Source organism: Nakamurella leprariae (assembly GCF_016918035.1).
Taxonomy (GTDB): domain Bacteria; phylum Actinomycetota; class Actinomycetes; order Mycobacteriales; family Nakamurellaceae; genus Nakamurella; species Nakamurella leprariae.
Genome location: NZ_JAERWK010000003.1, coordinates 250367 through 265363, shown reverse-complemented (window position 1 = coordinate 265363; position 14997 = coordinate 250367). Strand labels below are relative to the sequence as shown.

The 14997-nt window shown below is 73.2% G+C and carries 20 protein-coding genes; 14 read left to right on the top strand and 6 right to left on the bottom strand.

Annotated features, from left to right (window positions below; translation table 11 throughout):
- The first annotated feature begins 11 nt into the window (after positions 1–11).
- From JL106_RS02575 to JL106_RS02555, 5 genes are read left to right on the top strand one after another with little or no spacing between them, the layout of a single operon-like run.
- Positions 12–962: an ABC transporter permease gene (locus tag JL106_RS02575; RefSeq protein WP_205259154.1), complete on the top strand. Its 951-nt coding sequence runs from the start codon at positions 12–14 to the stop codon at positions 960–962.
- Positions 959–1819, top strand: coding sequence for an ABC transporter permease (locus JL106_RS02570; RefSeq protein ID WP_205259116.1), 861 nt, complete (start codon positions 959–961; stop codon positions 1817–1819). The genes JL106_RS02575 and JL106_RS02570 overlap by 4 nt, the downstream gene beginning before the upstream one ends.
- A complete protein-coding gene (locus JL106_RS02565) occupies positions 1816–2673 on the top strand; it encodes an ABC transporter ATP-binding protein (protein WP_328841072.1) in 858 nt (285 codons plus the stop codon). Before JL106_RS02570 ends, JL106_RS02565 begins: the two co-directional genes overlap by 4 nt.
- Positions 2670–3581 (top strand): ABC transporter ATP-binding protein, encoded by a 912-nt coding sequence (locus JL106_RS02560; protein WP_205259115.1) that lies wholly within the window; start codon positions 2670–2672, stop codon positions 3579–3581. Before JL106_RS02565 ends, JL106_RS02560 begins: the two co-directional genes overlap by 4 nt.
- On the top strand, positions 3578–4897 hold the full coding sequence (locus JL106_RS02555) for a P1 family peptidase (RefSeq protein ID WP_205259114.1): 1320 nt from the start codon (positions 3578–3580) through the stop codon (positions 4895–4897). The genes JL106_RS02560 and JL106_RS02555 overlap by 4 nt, the downstream gene beginning before the upstream one ends.
- A 78-nt stretch (positions 4898–4975) precedes the next feature.
- On the opposite strand, the gene JL106_RS02550 is transcribed toward JL106_RS02555, so the two are convergent.
- Complete coding sequence (locus tag JL106_RS02550; protein WP_205259113.1) at positions 4976–6172, bottom strand: TerC family protein; 1197 nt, start codon at positions 6170–6172, stop codon at positions 4976–4978.
- A gap of 184 nt (positions 6173–6356) precedes the next feature.
- On the opposite strand from JL106_RS02550, the gene JL106_RS02545 reads away from it, so the two are divergent.
- The 9 genes from JL106_RS02545 to JL106_RS02505 all read left to right on the top strand — a co-directional run bounded on the left by JL106_RS02545 (position 6357) and on the right by JL106_RS02505 (position 12923).
- Positions 6357–6632: a DUF2277 domain-containing protein gene (locus JL106_RS02545; RefSeq protein WP_205259112.1), complete on the top strand. Its 276-nt coding sequence runs from the start codon at positions 6357–6359 to the stop codon at positions 6630–6632.
- Entirely contained in the window at positions 6629–7276 is a 648-nt protein-coding gene (locus tag JL106_RS02540; protein ID WP_205259111.1) for a nucleotidyltransferase domain-containing protein, read from the top strand. Before JL106_RS02545 ends, JL106_RS02540 begins: the two co-directional genes overlap by 4 nt.
- A gap of 60 nt (positions 7277–7336) precedes the next feature.
- Positions 7337–8062, top strand: coding sequence for a DUF998 domain-containing protein (locus JL106_RS02535; protein WP_205259110.1), 726 nt, complete (start codon positions 7337–7339; stop codon positions 8060–8062).
- Positions 8063–8189: 127 nt separating this feature from the next.
- The gene (locus JL106_RS02530; RefSeq protein WP_205259109.1) at positions 8190–8453 is read left to right on the top strand and encodes a hypothetical protein; all 264 of its coding nucleotides are present in this window, start codon (positions 8190–8192) and stop codon (positions 8451–8453) included.
- Positions 8454–8817: 364 nt separating this feature from the next.
- Positions 8818–10149: an NAD(P)/FAD-dependent oxidoreductase gene (locus JL106_RS02525; protein ID WP_236006522.1), complete on the top strand. Its 1332-nt coding sequence runs from the start codon at positions 8818–8820 to the stop codon at positions 10147–10149.
- 142 nt (positions 10150–10291) lie between these two features.
- Positions 10292–10828, top strand: a complete 537-nt coding sequence (locus JL106_RS02520; protein ID WP_205259107.1) for a MarR family winged helix-turn-helix transcriptional regulator — start codon at positions 10292–10294, stop codon at positions 10826–10828.
- A gap of 5 nt (positions 10829–10833) precedes the next feature.
- Entirely contained in the window at positions 10834–11592 is a 759-nt protein-coding gene (locus tag JL106_RS02515) for a hypothetical protein (protein WP_205259106.1), read from the top strand.
- A gap of 67 nt (positions 11593–11659) precedes the next feature.
- Positions 11660–12118, top strand: a complete 459-nt coding sequence (locus JL106_RS21890; protein ID WP_205259105.1) for a DUF5709 domain-containing protein — start codon at positions 11660–11662, stop codon at positions 12116–12118.
- Between the two features lie 43 nt (positions 12119–12161).
- Positions 12162–12923, top strand: a complete 762-nt coding sequence (locus tag JL106_RS02505; protein WP_205259104.1) for a sulfite exporter TauE/SafE family protein — start codon at positions 12162–12164, stop codon at positions 12921–12923.
- A 111-nt stretch (positions 12924–13034) separates the two neighbouring features.
- On the opposite strand, the gene JL106_RS02500 is transcribed toward JL106_RS02505, so the two are convergent.
- The 5 genes from JL106_RS02500 to JL106_RS02480 all read right to left on the bottom strand — a co-directional run bounded on the left by JL106_RS02500 (position 13035) and on the right by JL106_RS02480 (position 14920).
- Positions 13035–13370, bottom strand: a complete 336-nt coding sequence (locus tag JL106_RS02500; RefSeq protein WP_205259103.1) for an antibiotic biosynthesis monooxygenase family protein — start codon at positions 13368–13370, stop codon at positions 13035–13037.
- A 49-nt stretch (positions 13371–13419) separates the two neighbouring features.
- Complete coding sequence (locus JL106_RS02495; protein WP_205259102.1) at positions 13420–13749, bottom strand: NHLP leader peptide family RiPP precursor; 330 nt, start codon at positions 13747–13749, stop codon at positions 13420–13422.
- An 89-nt stretch (positions 13750–13838) separates the two neighbouring features.
- Positions 13839–14153 carry a hypothetical protein gene (locus JL106_RS02490; RefSeq protein WP_205259101.1) on the bottom strand — a complete coding sequence of 105 codons (315 nt, stop codon included), beginning with the start codon at positions 14151–14153 and terminating at the stop codon, positions 13839–13841.
- 19 nt (positions 14154–14172) lie between these two features.
- On the bottom strand, positions 14173–14520 hold the full coding sequence (locus tag JL106_RS02485; RefSeq protein ID WP_205259100.1) for an NHLP leader peptide family RiPP precursor: 348 nt from the start codon (positions 14518–14520) through the stop codon (positions 14173–14175).
- A gap of 61 nt (positions 14521–14581) precedes the next feature.
- Entirely contained in the window at positions 14582–14920 is a 339-nt protein-coding gene (locus JL106_RS02480; RefSeq protein ID WP_205259099.1) for an NHLP leader peptide family RiPP precursor, read from the bottom strand.
- Between the last annotated feature and the right edge of the window lie 77 nt (positions 14921–14997).

The following is a 14997-nucleotide window of genomic DNA, read 5'->3' as shown; positions in this document are numbered from 1 at the left end:
CGGGAGGCGCGATGGCCTGGCAGGTGCTGCGTCGCTGCGGCATCTTCCTGCTCAGCGCGCTGGCCGCATCGGTCGTCGTGTTCCTCCTGCTGTCGGTGCTCGGCGACCCGGCCCGGACCGCCCTGGGCACCGGGGCCACCGACGAAGCGGTCGCGGCGCTGCGGGTGCAGATGGGCCTGGATCGGTCGCTGCTCGTGCAGTACCTGGACTGGATCGGCGGCGCGCTGCACGGCGATTTCGGGACCTCGTACGTCACCCGCGCCCCCATCGGCCCGCAACTGGCCGACCGGCTGTCGGTGACGCTGTGGCTGGTCGTCGGGGCGATGGTGCTGGCTGTGCTCATCGCGGTGCCGCTCGGCGTGCTGGCCGCGGTGAAGGCCGGCCGGCCGGCCGGGAACGTGCTGTCCGCGGTCAGCCAGCTGGGTGTGGCGGTCCCGGCCTTCCTGGCCGGCCTGCTGCTGGTCAGCGTGTTCGCGGTCGGGCTGGGCTGGCTGCCCGCGAACGGCTACGTGGTGCCCGCGGACGACCCGGGCGGCTTCCTGGCCCACATGCTGCTGCCCTGGGTCTCCCTCGGCGCCATCCAGGGCGCAGTGCTGACCCGGTACGTGCGCAGCGCTGTGCTCGACGAGCTCGGCAAGGACTACCTGCGCACCGTCCGGGCCAAGGGGCTGACCCGGACGCAGGCCGTGCTCCGGCACGGGCTCCGCAACGCGGCGGTGCCGGTGCTGACCGTCCTGGGCGTGCAACTGGTGACCATCCTGATCGGTGCGGTCGTGGTCGAGTGGGTGTTCGTCATCCCGGGCGTCGGCTCCTGGCTGGCCGACTCGGTGAGCCGCCGGGACCTGCTGGCCGTGCAGGCCATCGTGCTGACCGTGGTGGTGCTGGCGCTGCTGGTCTCGTTCGTCGTCGACGTGCTGGCCAGCGTCGTCGACCCGCGGCTGCGGACGGACCGGACGGCATGACCGGCCCGGGAGCCCTGACCGCGTTGCCGGCGGTGCAGCCGCGGCGCGTGCCCGCGACGGTGTGGATCGGCGGCGCGGTGGTCGCCGTCATCGTGGCCGCGGCACTGGGCTCGTTCGTCTGGACGCCGTGGTCGCCGCTCTACACCGACGTCGCGCACCGCTCCGTCGGGCTGTTCACCGCCGGCCACGTGCTGGGCACCGATCTGCGCGGACGGGACGTCCTGACCCTGCTCATGGTCGGCGCCCGGACCACCCTGTGGGTCGGCGTCGTCGCCGTCGGTATCGCCGCGGTCGTCGGGACGCCGCTGGGCATCCTGGCCGGGATGGCCCGCCGTGGGCCGGCCGAGTTCCTGATGCGGGTCACCGACCTGTGGCTGGCCTTCCCGGCGTTGCTGATGGCGCTGATCCTGGCCGCCGTGTTCGGCGGCTCGGTGACCACCTCCATGGTGGCGATCGGCGTGGCCACGGTGCCGGCCTTCGTCCGGGTGGTGCGGGCCGGGACGCGCCAGGTGATGACGAGCGAGTTCGTCGCCGCGGCGCGGGTGGCCGGCCGGTCCGGCCCGGCCATCGCGGTGCGGCACGTGCTGCCGAACGTGGCGCCGCTGGTCATCGTCCAGGCGTCGGTGGCGTATGCGATCGCCATCCTGGCCGAGGCGTCCCTGTCCTTCCTCGGGCTCGGCGCCGGCCCGACCACTCCGTCCTGGGGCCGCATGCTCTACGAGGCCCAGCCGGCGCTGAGCTTCCAACCGTGGATGATGCTGTGGCCGGGCCTGGCCGTGCTGGCCGCCGTGCTCGCGTTCAACCTGCTCGGCGACGGGCTGCGCGACCGCCTCGATCCCCGGTTGGCCGGCCGGTGAGCGACCCGGAACAGCACCCGGTGCTGCGGGTCGAGGACCTGACGATCCGGACGGGGGACCGCGCCGGCGAGCGGGACCTGGTCCGGGGCGTCAGCTTCGCCGTCGGGACGGGGGAGCGGGTCGGGATCATCGGCGAATCAGGGTCGGGCAAGACGCTGACCTGCCTGGCCGCGGCCGGGTTGCTGCCGGACGGCCTGACCATGACCGGCTCGATCGCCGTGCGGGGGTCCGACCGCGATCTGGTCAGCGCCGGCGAGCGGGAGCTGGCCCGGCTGCGCGGCGAGCTGGTCGGCATGGTGTTCCAGGAGCCGATGACCGCGCTCGACCCGACCATGCGGGTGGGCCGGCAGGTGGCCGAAGCGATCCGGTTGCACGCCCGCCGCACCTCGGCTGCCGGCGGGACACGTCGGGTCCGGGGCGCCGATCCGCGGGTGCTGGCACTGTTGGCCGAGACCGGCCTGGACGATCCGGACCGGGTGGCCCGCGCCCACCCGCACCAGCTGTCCGGCGGGCAGCGGCAACGGGTGGTGCTGGCCATGGCGCTGGCCGGCCGTCCCGGTCTGCTGGTGTGCGACGAGCCGACCACCGCCTTGGACGTCACCGTGCAGGCCCGGGTGCTCGATCTCATCGACCGGCGGGCGAGGGAGGTGGGCGCCGCGGTGCTGTTCATCTCCCACGACCTGGCCGTGGTCGCTTCGTTGTGCGACCGGGTGCTGGTGCTGTACCGCGGGGAGCTGGTCGAGCAGGGACCGACCGTGCAGGTGCTCACCGATCCCCAGCACGACCACACCCGGCGGCTGCTGGCCGATTCCGACCTCACCGGCCCGATGCTGGACGGCGGGCCGGTTCGATGAGCGTGCCCGAGCCGGTACCGGCCATCGAGGTGCGGGACGTCTGGCGGCGGTTCCCGCAACGCCGGACGTCGCTGCGGGGCGGGCGTCCGGCCCCGGTCGACGCGCTGGCCGGGGTGAGTCTCACCGTGCCCCGCGGCGGCCGGTTCGGCATCGTCGGCGAGTCTGGCTCCGGCAAGAGCACGCTGCTGCGCATCCTGGCCGGGCTGGACCGGCCGACGTCCGGGACGGTGCTGTTCGACGGCTCCCCGACCGGCTCCCCGACCGGTGACGCAGCGCGCGGCCCGGTCGGCCGGGTGCAGATGGTCTTCCAGGACCCCATGGGCTCGCTGGACCCCCGGATGCGGATCGACGCGGTGGTGGCCGAGCCGTTGCTGGCCCAGGGGCGCCGCGACGTGGCCGAGCCGGTCGCGGCCGCGCTGGCGGCGGTCGGCCTGGACGCCGACGCCGGCCGCCGGTACCCGCACCAGTTCTCCGGCGGTCAGCGGCAACGGATCTCGCTGGCCCGGGCTATCGTCGGCGACCCTGCCGTGCTGCTGGCCGACGAGGCCGTCTCGGCCCTGGACGTCACCGTCCGCGCGTCGGTGCTGGCGCTGCTCGACCGGCTGGTGACCGAGCGCGGACTGACCCTCGTGTTCGTCTCGCACGACCTGTCGGTGGTCCGGCGGGTGTGTCAGGAGGTGATGGTGCTGCGGTCCGGCGAGGTCGTCGAACACGGTCCCACCGACCGCGTCTGGGCCGATCCCCAGCACCCGTACACCCGGGAACTGCTCGCCGCGGTGCCCACTCTGGCCCGGTCCCTGGAGCTGGCCCGAGACCGCGCCGACCGGCAGGCCCGGGCCGGCAGCCGCGCCGATACCCGCGTCGATACCCGCGCCGATATTGATCACCAGCAGGAGGAACGCGAGTGAGCGAGACCAGCACCGGAGCCGAACGGCAGGTGGCAGATCGGGCGTCGCGACCCGGGCCGACCAACTCGCTGGCCGACGTGGCCGGCATCCGGGTCGGGCACGCCACGCTCGTCGGCGACGGCCACCTCACCGGCACCACCGTCGTGCTCGCCCCACCGCCGGCCGACCCGGCCGATCCGCGACCGGTCGGCGGCATGGTCGCCGGCGTCGACGTCCGGGGTGGCGCTCCCGGCACCGTCGAGACGGATCTGCTCGACCCGAGCGCCTTGGTCGAGCAGGTGCAGGCCATCACCCTGACCGGTGGCAGCGCCTACGGACTGGCCGCCGCGGCCGGGGTGGTCGGGGCGCTGGCCGAGCGGGGCTGCGGGCTGTCGGTGGGGACCGCGCCGGACGAGGTGGTGCCCATCGCCCCCGGCGCCGTGCTGTTCGACCTGGGTCGCGGCGGCCGGTTCACCGCCCGGCCGGTGGCCGCCGCCGGCGCCGAGGCCGTGGCCGCCGCCCTGCGGGACACCGATCCCGTCCTGGGTGCGGTCGGCGCCGGCACCGGCGCAGTGGCCGGCGGGCTCAAGGGTGGCGTCGGACAGGCGTCGACCGTGGTGGAACTGCCGGACGGTCCGGTCACCGTGGCCGCGCTGGTCGTCGTCAACGCAGCCGGCTCGCTCGTCGCGTCGGAGACCGGGGCACTGTGGGGGGCGCCGCTGCTGCAGCCCGGTGACGTGCCGGGCCTGGTCGGCCCCCCGTCCACGGCGGACCGGGACCGGTTGCTGCGCCTGGCCTCCGGGGCCATGGAGCCGACCGACGACCCCGCCGATCCCGATCCGGTGCACCCGGCCGGGGCCGATCTCGGCCACTCGGCGCGGCCGCTGCCCCGGGTGGGTCCGCAGGACCGTGGTCCGGGGATCCCAGCCGGTCCGGATCCGAACGCACCCCGGCACACCACGCTGGCGGTGCTGGTGACCGACGCCGCGCTGACCAAGGCCCAGTGCCACCGTCTGGCCACGCTCGGCCACGACGGGATGGCCCGGGCGGTGAACCCGGTGCACACCCTGTTCGACGGCGACGTGGTCTTCGCCGCGGCCACCGGAACGAGGACGCTGTCCGGGCGGGCCCGGGCGCTGCCCGGCAGCCGGGCCGGTGACCCGGCCGAGACGCACCCGGCCGACCCGATGAGCTGGCACCGGCTGCTCACCGCGGCGGGCGACACGGTCACCCGGGCCACCGTGCGCGGGGTGACCGAGACCGAGGGCGTCACCACCGCGGCGGGACGCTGGTGGTCCTACCGGCAGGCCGCGCCCAGCGCGTTCCGCGCTGACTGACCCGGCACCCACGCGGTCCGACCCGGCCGACCCACGGAGCGGGTCGAGCGGGCCGGATCAGGCTGGGGCGGTCGGGCGTCAGCCGGCGGCGACGGCCTCGTCGTGCCGGCGCCGGGCCTCGGCGATCTGCTGCTCCAGGCCGGGCTCGTCCTTGACCAGGACGTGGTACTTGGCGTCCATGGAGTGCAGCTGATCGGTCTCGATCTGCATGCGGCGGAAGACCCGCTCCCGCTCGGCCAGGTCGGCGGTGTACTCCAGGTCCAGGTACTCGTGGGTGTGCCGGCGCAGGTTGGCGATGGTGGTCCTGGCCTTGCCCTTGGGGCTGATCAGCGACGCGACCACGGTCACCAGCAGCACGCCCATGATGACGCCCAGCGAGAGTCCGGTGCTGATCTCGGGGACCGTGACGTGCTCCCCGCCGTTGATGAACGGCAGCGTGTTCTCGTGCAGCGCGTGCAGGACCAGCTTGACCCCGATGAACCCGAGGATGACCGCCAGCCCCCACGACAGGTAGATCAGCCGCTCCAGGAGCCCGTCGATCAGGAAGTACAGCTGCCGCAGGCCCATGAGCGAGAACGCCGTGGCGGTGAAGACGATGAACGTCTCCTGGGTCAGCCCGAAGATGGCCGGGATCGAGTCCAGGGCGAAGAGGATGTCGGTGCCTGCGATGGCCACCATGACCAGCAGCATCGGGGTGAGCACCCGCGTGCCGTTCTCGATGGTGAACAGCTTGTCGCCGTCGTAGTGCTCGGAGGTGTTGAACCACCGGCGGGCCAGTCGGACCACGAAGTTCTCGCCGTCGTCGTGCCCGCCGCCGGAGAGTTGGCCCTTGACCAGGTTCGCCGCGGTCAGGATCAGGATCAGCCCGAACAGGTAGAACACCCAGGCGAAGGAGTTGATCAGGGTCGCGCCGACGAAGATGAACGCGGTCCGGGCGAACAGCGAGAACACGATGCCGAACAGCAGCACCTTCTGCTGGTCCTCCCGGGGCACCGCGAAGCTGCTCATGATGATCAGGAAGACGAACAGGTTGTCGACGCTGAGCGCTTTCTCGGTGACATAGCCGGCGAAGTACTCGCCGCCGAAGGTCGGGCCCGCGAAGACCAGCACGCCCAGCCCGAACAGGATCGCGATCCCGACGTAGACGGCGGACCAGACGGCCGCCTCACGCAACGTCGGAACGTGGGCCTTGCGGACGTGGAAGACGAAATCGAAGATCAACAGCAGTACGATCCCGGCCACGGTGACCAGCCACACCCAGGTGGAGACGTTCACCAGTGCTCCTTGCGACTCGGCGCGGACTCGGACGACGGGGTCGGTCGACGAGTGACACCGGTCGCCACCCCGTGAGGTGTACGAACGATGCCACCGGATGGTTCCGGCCGGTCCGGACGCGATCACTGGCAGTGATGGTCCGGATCCGCCCGCGTTGGTCACGGAACTGTGCCAGGCTGGCCTCATGTGTCGGAACATTCGTGTGCTGCACAACTTCGACCCGCCCGCCACGGACGACGAGGTCCACGCGGCTGCTCTCCAGTACGTCCGCAAGGTGGCCGGGACGGCCAGGCCGTCCGCAGCCAACCAGCAGGCGTTCGACGCCGCCGTGCACGAGATCGCCCACATCACGAGACATCTGCTCGAGGATCTGGTGACCGCGGCGCCGCCCAAGGACCGGGAGGTGGAGGCGGCCAAGGCCCGCGCCCGCAGCGCGGCCCGGTACGCCGGCATCCGATGAGCAGCGACGGCACTGCCCAGCGCCGGGCGGACCATGCGGGACCGGCGGCCGACCAGGACCACCGGCTCACCGCCGAGGACGTGGTCGAGCTGGTCGGCTGGTGGCAACGGGCCGACGTCCGTTTCTGGCTGGACGGCGGCTGGGGCGTCGACGCCCTGCTCGGCCGGCAGAGCCGACCGCACACCGACATCGATGTGGTGGTCGAGCACCAGGACCTGGCCGCGTTCGCGCAGGTGATGGTCGAGCACGGCTTCCGCCGGGTCGGCGACGACGACGCCTTCACCCACCGGCTGTGCGACGGCACCGGCCGACGGGTGGTGGTCGCCCTCGTCGACCTGGAGGTGCCCGTGCTGCAGGAGCCGGACGGCACCCGGGTGTACGGCGGCAACGGCCTGGCCTACGAGGAGGGCTCGCTGGCCGGCACCGGCACCGTCCTCGGCGTCACCGTGCCCTGCACCACGCCCGAATTCCAGATCCGCGCCCGGACCGATGCCGCCCGCGTCGATCTCGGCCGGCTGGCCCGGGTCGACCCGACCGGCGCGGTCGATCGATCCGAGCGGGCCGAGGCCGTCTCGGCCGCGTCGCGCTCCGACATCGCCCTGCTCGCGACGCGCTTCGGGCTGGCCCTGCCGACCGGACTGTGACCCACCGCCGGATCGGCGGCCCGGAGCCGACGGGGTGACGCCGCCGGGGAGAATGAGCGGGTGCTGCCGATCAACGACTCGCCAGGAGCGACCGTCCGGTCCGGTGCCCGCCGCCGCTGGGTGGTCGCGTCGCGGGTGTGCACCGCGGCGATCTGGGTCGGCTGGCTGATCATGCAGCTGGTCTCGGGGGACTGGCTGACCCCGGAGATCTCCATGTCGCAGTACGGCGTCGGGTCGGCGGGCTGGATCTTCTCGGTGTGGTCGGCCGCCCTCGGCATCACCGTGATCGTCCTGGTGCGCGCCAGTCCGGGCGTCTCCCGGATGACCCGGGTCGTGGCGTGGCTGGGGCTCGCCGGAGCCCTGGTGATGGCCGTGGTGCGCACCGATCCCGGCGGCGCCCAGGACTCGCTGCAGGCCAAGGTGCACGCGGTCGGTGCCACCGTGGCGTTGGTCGCGCTGCTCGTCGCCTGTGTGCTGTCGCTGGACCGGACGCGACAGCCGTGGCGCGCGGCCGGCTGGACCCTGGGACTCGTCTCGCTGGCGGCGGTCGCCTTCGTCGGGGTGACCGCGTTCGGCGTCGACCTGTTCGGCCAGGACTCGCACGCAGCCTGGGCGTTCTGGCAGGGCGTCTCGGTGATCGTCGACCTCGTGCTGATGGTGATCTGGGCGACCGCGGTCGGCCGGCCCGACCGGTGGCGGACGTTCGCGACGTCGCGCGCCGGCCGGGCGGACCGGTTGGGTCGCACCGGTCCGCCGGAGCGAGATCACACCGCGCTGCCCTCCTGACCGCGGCCGGGTCCCGCTGCTCGCACGGTGAACTCGTCCACCGGACGATGCGGCGACGTCCGCGGCCTGCGCCGCACGGCGCGGGGCGTCCGGCCACCAGCGACCCGCCAGCGCCCGAGGACCAGCCGTGACCCGCCCCGACCGTTCGACCAGCCGCACCGTGGTGCTCGGCCTGGTCGTGGTCACCGTCCTCATGGCGCTGTTCCCGCTGGCCGTGCGGACCCCGGTGACCGCGGCGCTGGCGGTGCTGTGCATCGGGGCGGTGTCGGCGGCGATCGTCCCGGCGCTGCAGGCCCGCTGCTGGACGTGGGTGGCCTGGTCATCACCACCGGGCTTGGCTGTTCCGGGACCGGCGTGGTCGGCGGGGTGCTGGCCGCGATGGGACTGGTGATCGCGGTGATCTCGTTCCGCCGGCCGGTTCCGGCTCCGGGCGCGTGCGACGTCGCGATCGCGGCCGGGACGGCCTCCACCCGGGAGTAGGCTTCGCGGGCCGGACGACGCCGTCCGACCGGACCGGCCGCGAGCCGGTACCGATTCCGGAGCGCCGGCGTCCTGCGCCTGCGGTCGCGAACCCGGCAGACCCACGCTGAGCATGGGCTGCGCATGTTTCCGGCCGGTTGCACGGGGCCGTCGGGATGCGACTACCGTTCGTGTTCGAGTGCCGCGTCAGATCCGGAACCGGTTCCGTCGTCCCGGTCCGATCGATGTGGGTACCCCATCCTCTGGCAGCAGTCCGATGTGAGTGAAGGATGACGATGAGCCAAACCAGCCCCGCCGTGCCGAGCACCTCGCCGGCCACCGCCCGTCGACGGCCGCACGTGGTCATCCTGGGTGGAGGATTCGCGGGTCTGTCCGCCCTGCGCGCGCTGCAGAAGTCGGACGTGGACATCACCTTGGTCGACCGGCACACCTACAACGCCTTCCAGCCGCTGCTCTACCAGGTGGCGACGGCCGGCCTGAACCCCGGCGACGTCACCTACTTCCTGCGGGCCGCCCGGATGCACCAGCGGAACGTCAGCTTCCGCCAGGGCCTGGTCGTGGACGTCGACCCGAACGAGCAGGTCGTCTCGTTCCAGGACGGCGAGCGCATGCGCTTCGACTACCTGATCATCGCCGCCGGTGCCACCACGAACTACTTCGGTACCAAGGGCGCGGAGGCCAACTCGCTGGCCATCTACACCCGGGCCCAGGCGCTGACCCTGCGCGACAAGATCTTCACCAACCTCGAGCACGCCGCCGCCTCGAACACCGGCGAGGACGTCGCCGTGGTCGTGGTCGGGGCCGGCCCGACCGGCGTCGAGATGGCCGGGGCGCTGGCCGAGCTGCGCAACGACGCCATGGCCGCGATCTATCCCGAGCTGGATCCGCGGCGCACCCACATCGTGCTGGTCGAGATGACCGACAAGGTGCTGGGCCCGTTCGCGCCGCCGCTGCGCGAGTACGCGGCCAAGGCGCTGCGCGAGCGCGGGGTCGAGCTGCGGCTGAACACCTCGGTGGCCGAGGTCCGCGAGGACGGCGTGCTGTTCGGCGACGGCAACTTCCTCAAGGCCGGCGTGGTCATCTGGGCCACCGGTGTGGCCGTGCCGAAGATCGTCGGCGACTGGGGCCTGCCGCAGGGCCGGGGCGGCCGGATCACGGTCGACGCCGATCTGCGGGTCACCGGCTTCCAGAACATCTTCGCCGTCGGCGACGTGGCGCTGACCCCGGAGCCGTTGCCGCAGCTGGCCCAGCCCGCGCTCCAGGAGGGCAAGCACGCCGCCCTGCAGATCGCGGCCCTGGTCACTGGGCGCGGCACCACGCCGTTCCACTACAAGGACAAGGGCACGATGGCCACCATCGGCCGGCGCTCCGCGGTGTGTGACATCGCCCTGCCCAAGGGCCGGTCGCTGAAGCTGACCGGCACGCTGGCCTGGCTGGTGTGGCTGTTCATCCACATCATCATGTTGCTGGGCAACCGGAACCGGCTGGCCACCTTCGTGAACCTGCTGACCAAGTACCTGGCGCCGTCGCGCCGGACCAACCCGATCGTGGGCGACGTGCCGGTGTTCGAACACCAGCGGGTGGACCAGCGGCCGCTGGACCGCTGACGTCCGACAAAGCTGACGTCCGACAGAGCTCAGGCCCGACAGAGCTGACGTCCGACAGAGCTGAGGCCCGACGTGTCGGGCGCCGCCGGTGGCCACACCGAAGCGCCTGACACGTCAACCATTCCCTGGGTAGGATGGACGCGTGACCGACGCGCAGACTCCCTGGCTGACCCCCGAGCAGTTGCGTGCCTGGCGGAACCTGCAGTACCTGCGGGGGCCGTTGGCCGCCGTGCTGAACCGACAGCTGACCCAGGACAGCGGCCTGTCCACGGCCGATTACGAAGTGCTGGTGGTGCTCTCGGAGTCCGACGAGGGCATGCTCCGGGCCGGTGAGCTGGGCCGGTTGACCGGCTGGGAGAAGAGTCGGCTGTCCCACCACATCAAACGGATGCAGACGCGCGGCCTGGTCAGGCGCCGCGAGTGTCCGACCGACGGCCGCGGCGCCTTCGTCGAGCTGACCCCGCAGGGCCGGGAGACGATCGAGGCGGCGGCCCCCGGGCACGTCCGGGCTGTCCGTCGGCACGTCATCGACCGGCTCACCCCTGAGGAGCTGCGGGTGCTCGGCGACATCGGCGAGAAGGTGGCTGCCGGGCTGGAGTCCGAGTGCACGGCCGCGTGCCAGGAGATGGACGCAGACGAGGTCACCGATCGACGCGTCCCCGTGCCGACTGCCGGCTGACCGCCGTGACCGACCGACCGGATCCGTCGCGGCCCGCCGCCGGGGGGCTGAGCGGCGATCACACCCCGGAGGCAGGGCTCGAGATCCCCGGCGCGCCGCCGCGGTCGCGCATCGGCCGCGCGGTCGACGCGGTGGCCGCCGGACGCGACCGGTCGGCCGAGGCGCTGGCCCGGGTGCTGGCCCCCACGGTGCGACTGGCCGGCAGGGCCCTGGCCGGGCTGGTCCTCGTGCACCTTGTGCTGCTGATCGGCCTGCTGGTGGTGGCCGCGCTGCCCGGTGGCTTCGGCTGGTTCGCGCTGCTGCTGGCCGGGCCCGCGCTGGTGCCGGTGCTGGCCCTGGTCGGGCAACGCCGTCAGTTGGTGCGCCGGTCCGGTGACGCCGCAGCGCTGCGCGCCGACCTGATCGCCCTGACCAGCGGGGCGCGGCTGTGGCGGGAACTGCGCGGCAACCTGCAGCTCGCGGCGACCGCGGCGACCTCCGACGCCACCACGGACGTCCCCTCGACCGTGACGCCCGAGCCGTCGGGCGGCGGCCGGGTGGGCGCCGTCCGGGCCTGGCGGCTGCTGCGCGGGCTGTGGACCGGCGTCGGGGCCGGCACGGCCCTGCTGGAGGCGTTCGCGGAGCGCCCCGCGCTGGCCCCGCTGCTGCCCGGCCGGTTGCGGTTGCTCGGGCTCACCGTCGTCGTCACCGCGATCGTGGCCGGGGTGCTGCTGGTCGCCGACGTGCTCGGACTGCTGGCCGTGCTGTCCTCGGCCGTGCTCTGACCGGCTCGACCGGGTCCTAGGGTGGTCGGTGAGCCCCTGCCAGGTGTTCGGAACCGAGAGGACTGACGTGAGCAGCAGCAATCCGTTGGAGCAGCCGGAGCAGATCGACGAGACCGTGCCCGGCACCGAGTACCACGGCGCGGACGGGGTCGCCGAACAGCTCACCGAGGGCGACACCCTCAACCCGAGCGGTCTGGACGACCAGCTGGACGAGGGCTACAACCCGCCCGACCGTGAGCCGCGGATCGACGTGCCCACCGAGGCCGAGGAGGCCCGCGGGGCGAGCATCGAGACGCTGCTGGCGGCCGAGACCCCCGAGGTGTGGGACGAGGACGAGCGGCAGTCGTTGTTCGACGAGACCGGCAACGAGGTCGGCGGCCGGCGGTCCGGTCGGCTGGTCGATCCGGACTACGGCGACGGCGAGGACACCGAGAGCGAGCTCCTGGCCGAGGACGTCGGCATCGACGGCGCCGGCGCCAGCGCGGAGGAGGCCGCCGTCCACATCGTGGACGAGGAGGACGTCTGACGCGGAGCACCGTCGGTCGGCCGGTCGCTGATCGGCGCCGTCGGTGAGTGGCTGGGACTTCGTCCTGCTGGTCGTGGCCGGCGTCGGTGGCGGTCTGACCGGCAGCATCGCCGGGTTGGCGTCGTTGTGCACCTACCCGGCGCTGCTGGCGGTCGGCCTGCCGCCGGTCACCGCCAACATGGCCAACACCGTGGCACTGCTGTTCGGTGGGATCAGCGCGACCGCGAGTTCCCGGCCCGAGCTTGCCGGCCAGGGACCCCGGTTGCGGCGCTGGTGCGCCCTCGGGCTCCTCGGCGGTGTGGTCGGCGCCGTGCTGCTGCTGCTCACCCCGGCGCAGGGGTTCGAGCGGCTGGTGCCGTTCCTGATCGCGTCGGCCTCGCTGACCATCCTGATCCCGCGCCGCCGGCCGGTGGGGGACGAGGCGCTGGCGGCTCGCCCCCGCCGGACCACCGTGCTGGTGTCGGTGGGCGTGTTCGCGGTCGCCGTGTACGGCGGGTACTTCGGCGCCGCCGCGGGCGTGCTGATGCTGGCCATGCTGCTGTTCATCGACGGCGACACGCTGCCCCGGGCCAACGCGGCCAAGAACGCGATCCTGTTGTGCGCCAACGGGATCGCCGCGGTGTGGTTCATGGTCGCGGGCGACGTGCAGTGGAGCGCGGTGCTCCCGCTGGCCATCGGTGCGATGACGGGGTCGTGGATCGGCCCCAAGGTGGTCCGGCGGGTGCCGGCGAAGCCGCTGCGTGCCGTCATCGGCGTGCTCGGCATGTTGCTGGCCGTGCGGCTGGGCGTCCAGGCCTTCGGCTGAGCGGGCTTCGGCGGAGCGGCGTGCAGCGGGGCGGCGCCGACGCCGGACGCCCCGCCGGTCCGGTCGGACCGACGGGGCGTCGGGGGTGGAACGATGTCGGATCGGGCGGTCTCAGACCCGGTTGCCGGCCGAACCACCGGCCGGCACGTAGGACCACAGCTCGCTGGACACCCCGACGTGGGCCTGCGGGGCACCACCGGACCGCTCGCTCTCGGACCGGTGTCCGTGGGAGAACGCCGGCGAGCTGACCCAGGCCTGGAACGACTCCTCGTCCCGCCAGCGGGTGACCACCAGCCAGGTGGTGCGCTCGTCGGTGGGCTGCAGCAACTCGAATCCCTCGAAACCGTCCTGGTCGTCGACCGCGCCGGCCCGCGCGGCGAACCGCTTGGCCAGCTCGTCGCCGCTGTCCGAGGGCACGGTGATGGCGTTGATCTTGACGATGCTCATGGCCCGATTCTGCCCGACGTGCCGCGGGCCGGGCACCTGTCCGGGCGACTCAGATGTGCTTGACCAGCTCGAAACCGCCGACGATGCCACCGGCGGCGGCCACCCCGGAACCCAGACCCCACAGCAGGGTGGGAATGAGCAGCGGGCCGGTGCCGGCCGACGCCTGGGCCAGCGCGTCGTCGTCCAGTTCCAGGTCCTCGGGCAGGGCCGGCGGGACGGCCAGCACGAACTCGGTGGGAGTGGACTCCTCGATGCGCACCTCGACGTCGTCGGGCAGCGTGATCCCGTGTTCGGTCAGGACGGCCTTGGGGTCGGCCAGCAGCGCGGCGCGGAAGGCGGGATCGGTCGCGCTGCGGATGATGATCTCGTTGGTGTCCACGAGGGGCCTCTCGGCTGGGGCCGACCCGGACGGGCCGGCGGGTGGGGATGGACTCGGAACGGGCGTGGGCGGACCGGGGGCCGCTCGGATCAGAAGATCTTGCCGAGGACGAAGCCGACGCCCACCGCGGCCGACGCCCCGAGCGGGACGATGCTGGTGAACGTCACCGGCGTGGTGCCGCCGGAGGCGGCGGCCAGCGCGTCGTCGTCCAGCGGCACGTCGTCGGGAACGACGGGTGGGATCGCCAGCACGAATTCGGTGGGGGTGGACTCCTCGACGGTGATGGTGATCCCGTCGGGGACCTCGACACCGAGCCCGGCGAACACCGCGCGCGGATCGTCGAGCAGGGCAGCGCGGAAGGCCGGGTCCGTGGCGGACCGGATCTGGATGTCGCTCAGGTTCATGGCGGGCTCGTTCCCGGACTCAGAGGATGTTGGTCAGCTTGGCTGCGCCGAAGCCGAGGCCGACGCAGGAGCCGTAGAAGATGATCGGCAGCACCGGGGTGGTCCCCCCGGAGGCGTCGGCCAGGGCGTCCTCGCTCAGCTCGACGTCATCGGGGAGCGCCGGCGGCAGCGCGATCCGCAGGTCGGTGACGGTCGACTCGACGACCCGGACGGAGACCTCGGCGGGCAGCTCGAGGCCGAGCTCGGCCAGCACCCTCCTGGGGTCGGCGAGCAGCGCGGCTCTGAACTCCGGGTCGGTCGCAGCCCGCAGGTTGAGGTCCTCCAGCGTCGCGACGGGCGGGGTGGCGGCCGGTGTGTGGTCGGTCATCGGGTACCTCCGGGCAGCGGGCGGATCGGTGGGTCGGTCGGGCGGAGGCGCAGCGCGGGAGTCACTTGGCCCAGCGGTCGTAGGCGCCGTAGCCGGCGCCGCCGAGGATGCCCAGGCCGCCGGCGATGCCGAGCCACTGCAGCCCGAGGGCGACGGGGAACGCCGGGGTGGTGCCGCCGGAAGCTCCGGCCAGTGCGTCCTCCCCGAGCTCGACGTCCTCGGACACCGGGGCCGGGATGGACAGCACGACCTGCTGGGGGGTGCTCTCGACCACGCGGACGGTGAGGTCGTCGGGCAGCTGGATGCCCTCCGCGGCCAGGGCGGCCCGCGGATCGGCGAAGAGAGCGGCCCGGAACTCCGGGTCGGTGGCGGCCTTGACCTGCAGATCGGTGACGTTCACGTGCGGGTGCCCTTCGGACGGGGACGGACTGGGACGGGCCGGCTCCGGTGGACCGGATCGGAGCCGGACCGCCGGGT

Excerpts from the sequence above, each read along its gene's own strand:
- JL106_RS02575 (WP_205259154.1), top strand. The coding sequence starts at position 12 with ATGGCCTGGCAGGTGCTGCGTCGCTGCGGCATCTTCCTGCTCAGCGCG.
- JL106_RS02570 (WP_205259116.1), top strand. The coding sequence starts at position 959 with ATGACCGGCCCGGGAGCCCTGACCGCGTTGCCGGCGGTGCAGCCGCGG.
- JL106_RS02560 (WP_205259115.1), top strand. The coding sequence starts at position 2,670 with ATGAGCGTGCCCGAGCCGGTACCGGCCATCGAGGTGCGGGACGTCTGG.
- JL106_RS02545 (WP_205259112.1), top strand. The coding sequence starts at position 6,357 with ATGTGTCGGAACATTCGTGTGCTGCACAACTTCGACCCGCCCGCCACG.
- JL106_RS02540 (WP_205259111.1), top strand. The coding sequence starts at position 6,629 with ATGAGCAGCGACGGCACTGCCCAGCGCCGGGCGGACCATGCGGGACCG.
- JL106_RS02525 (WP_236006522.1), top strand. The coding sequence starts at position 8,818 with ATGAGCCAAACCAGCCCCGCCGTGCCGAGCACCTCGCCGGCCACCGCC.
- JL106_RS02500 (WP_205259103.1), bottom strand. The coding sequence starts at position 13,370 with ATGAGCATCGTCAAGATCAACGCCATCACCGTGCCCTCGGACAGCGGC.
- JL106_RS02490 (WP_205259101.1), bottom strand. The coding sequence starts at position 14,153 with ATGAACCTGAGCGACATCCAGATCCGGTCCGCCACGGACCCGGCCTTC.
- JL106_RS02485 (WP_205259100.1), bottom strand. The coding sequence starts at position 14,520 with ATGACCGACCACACACCGGCCGCCACCCCGCCCGTCGCGACGCTGGAG.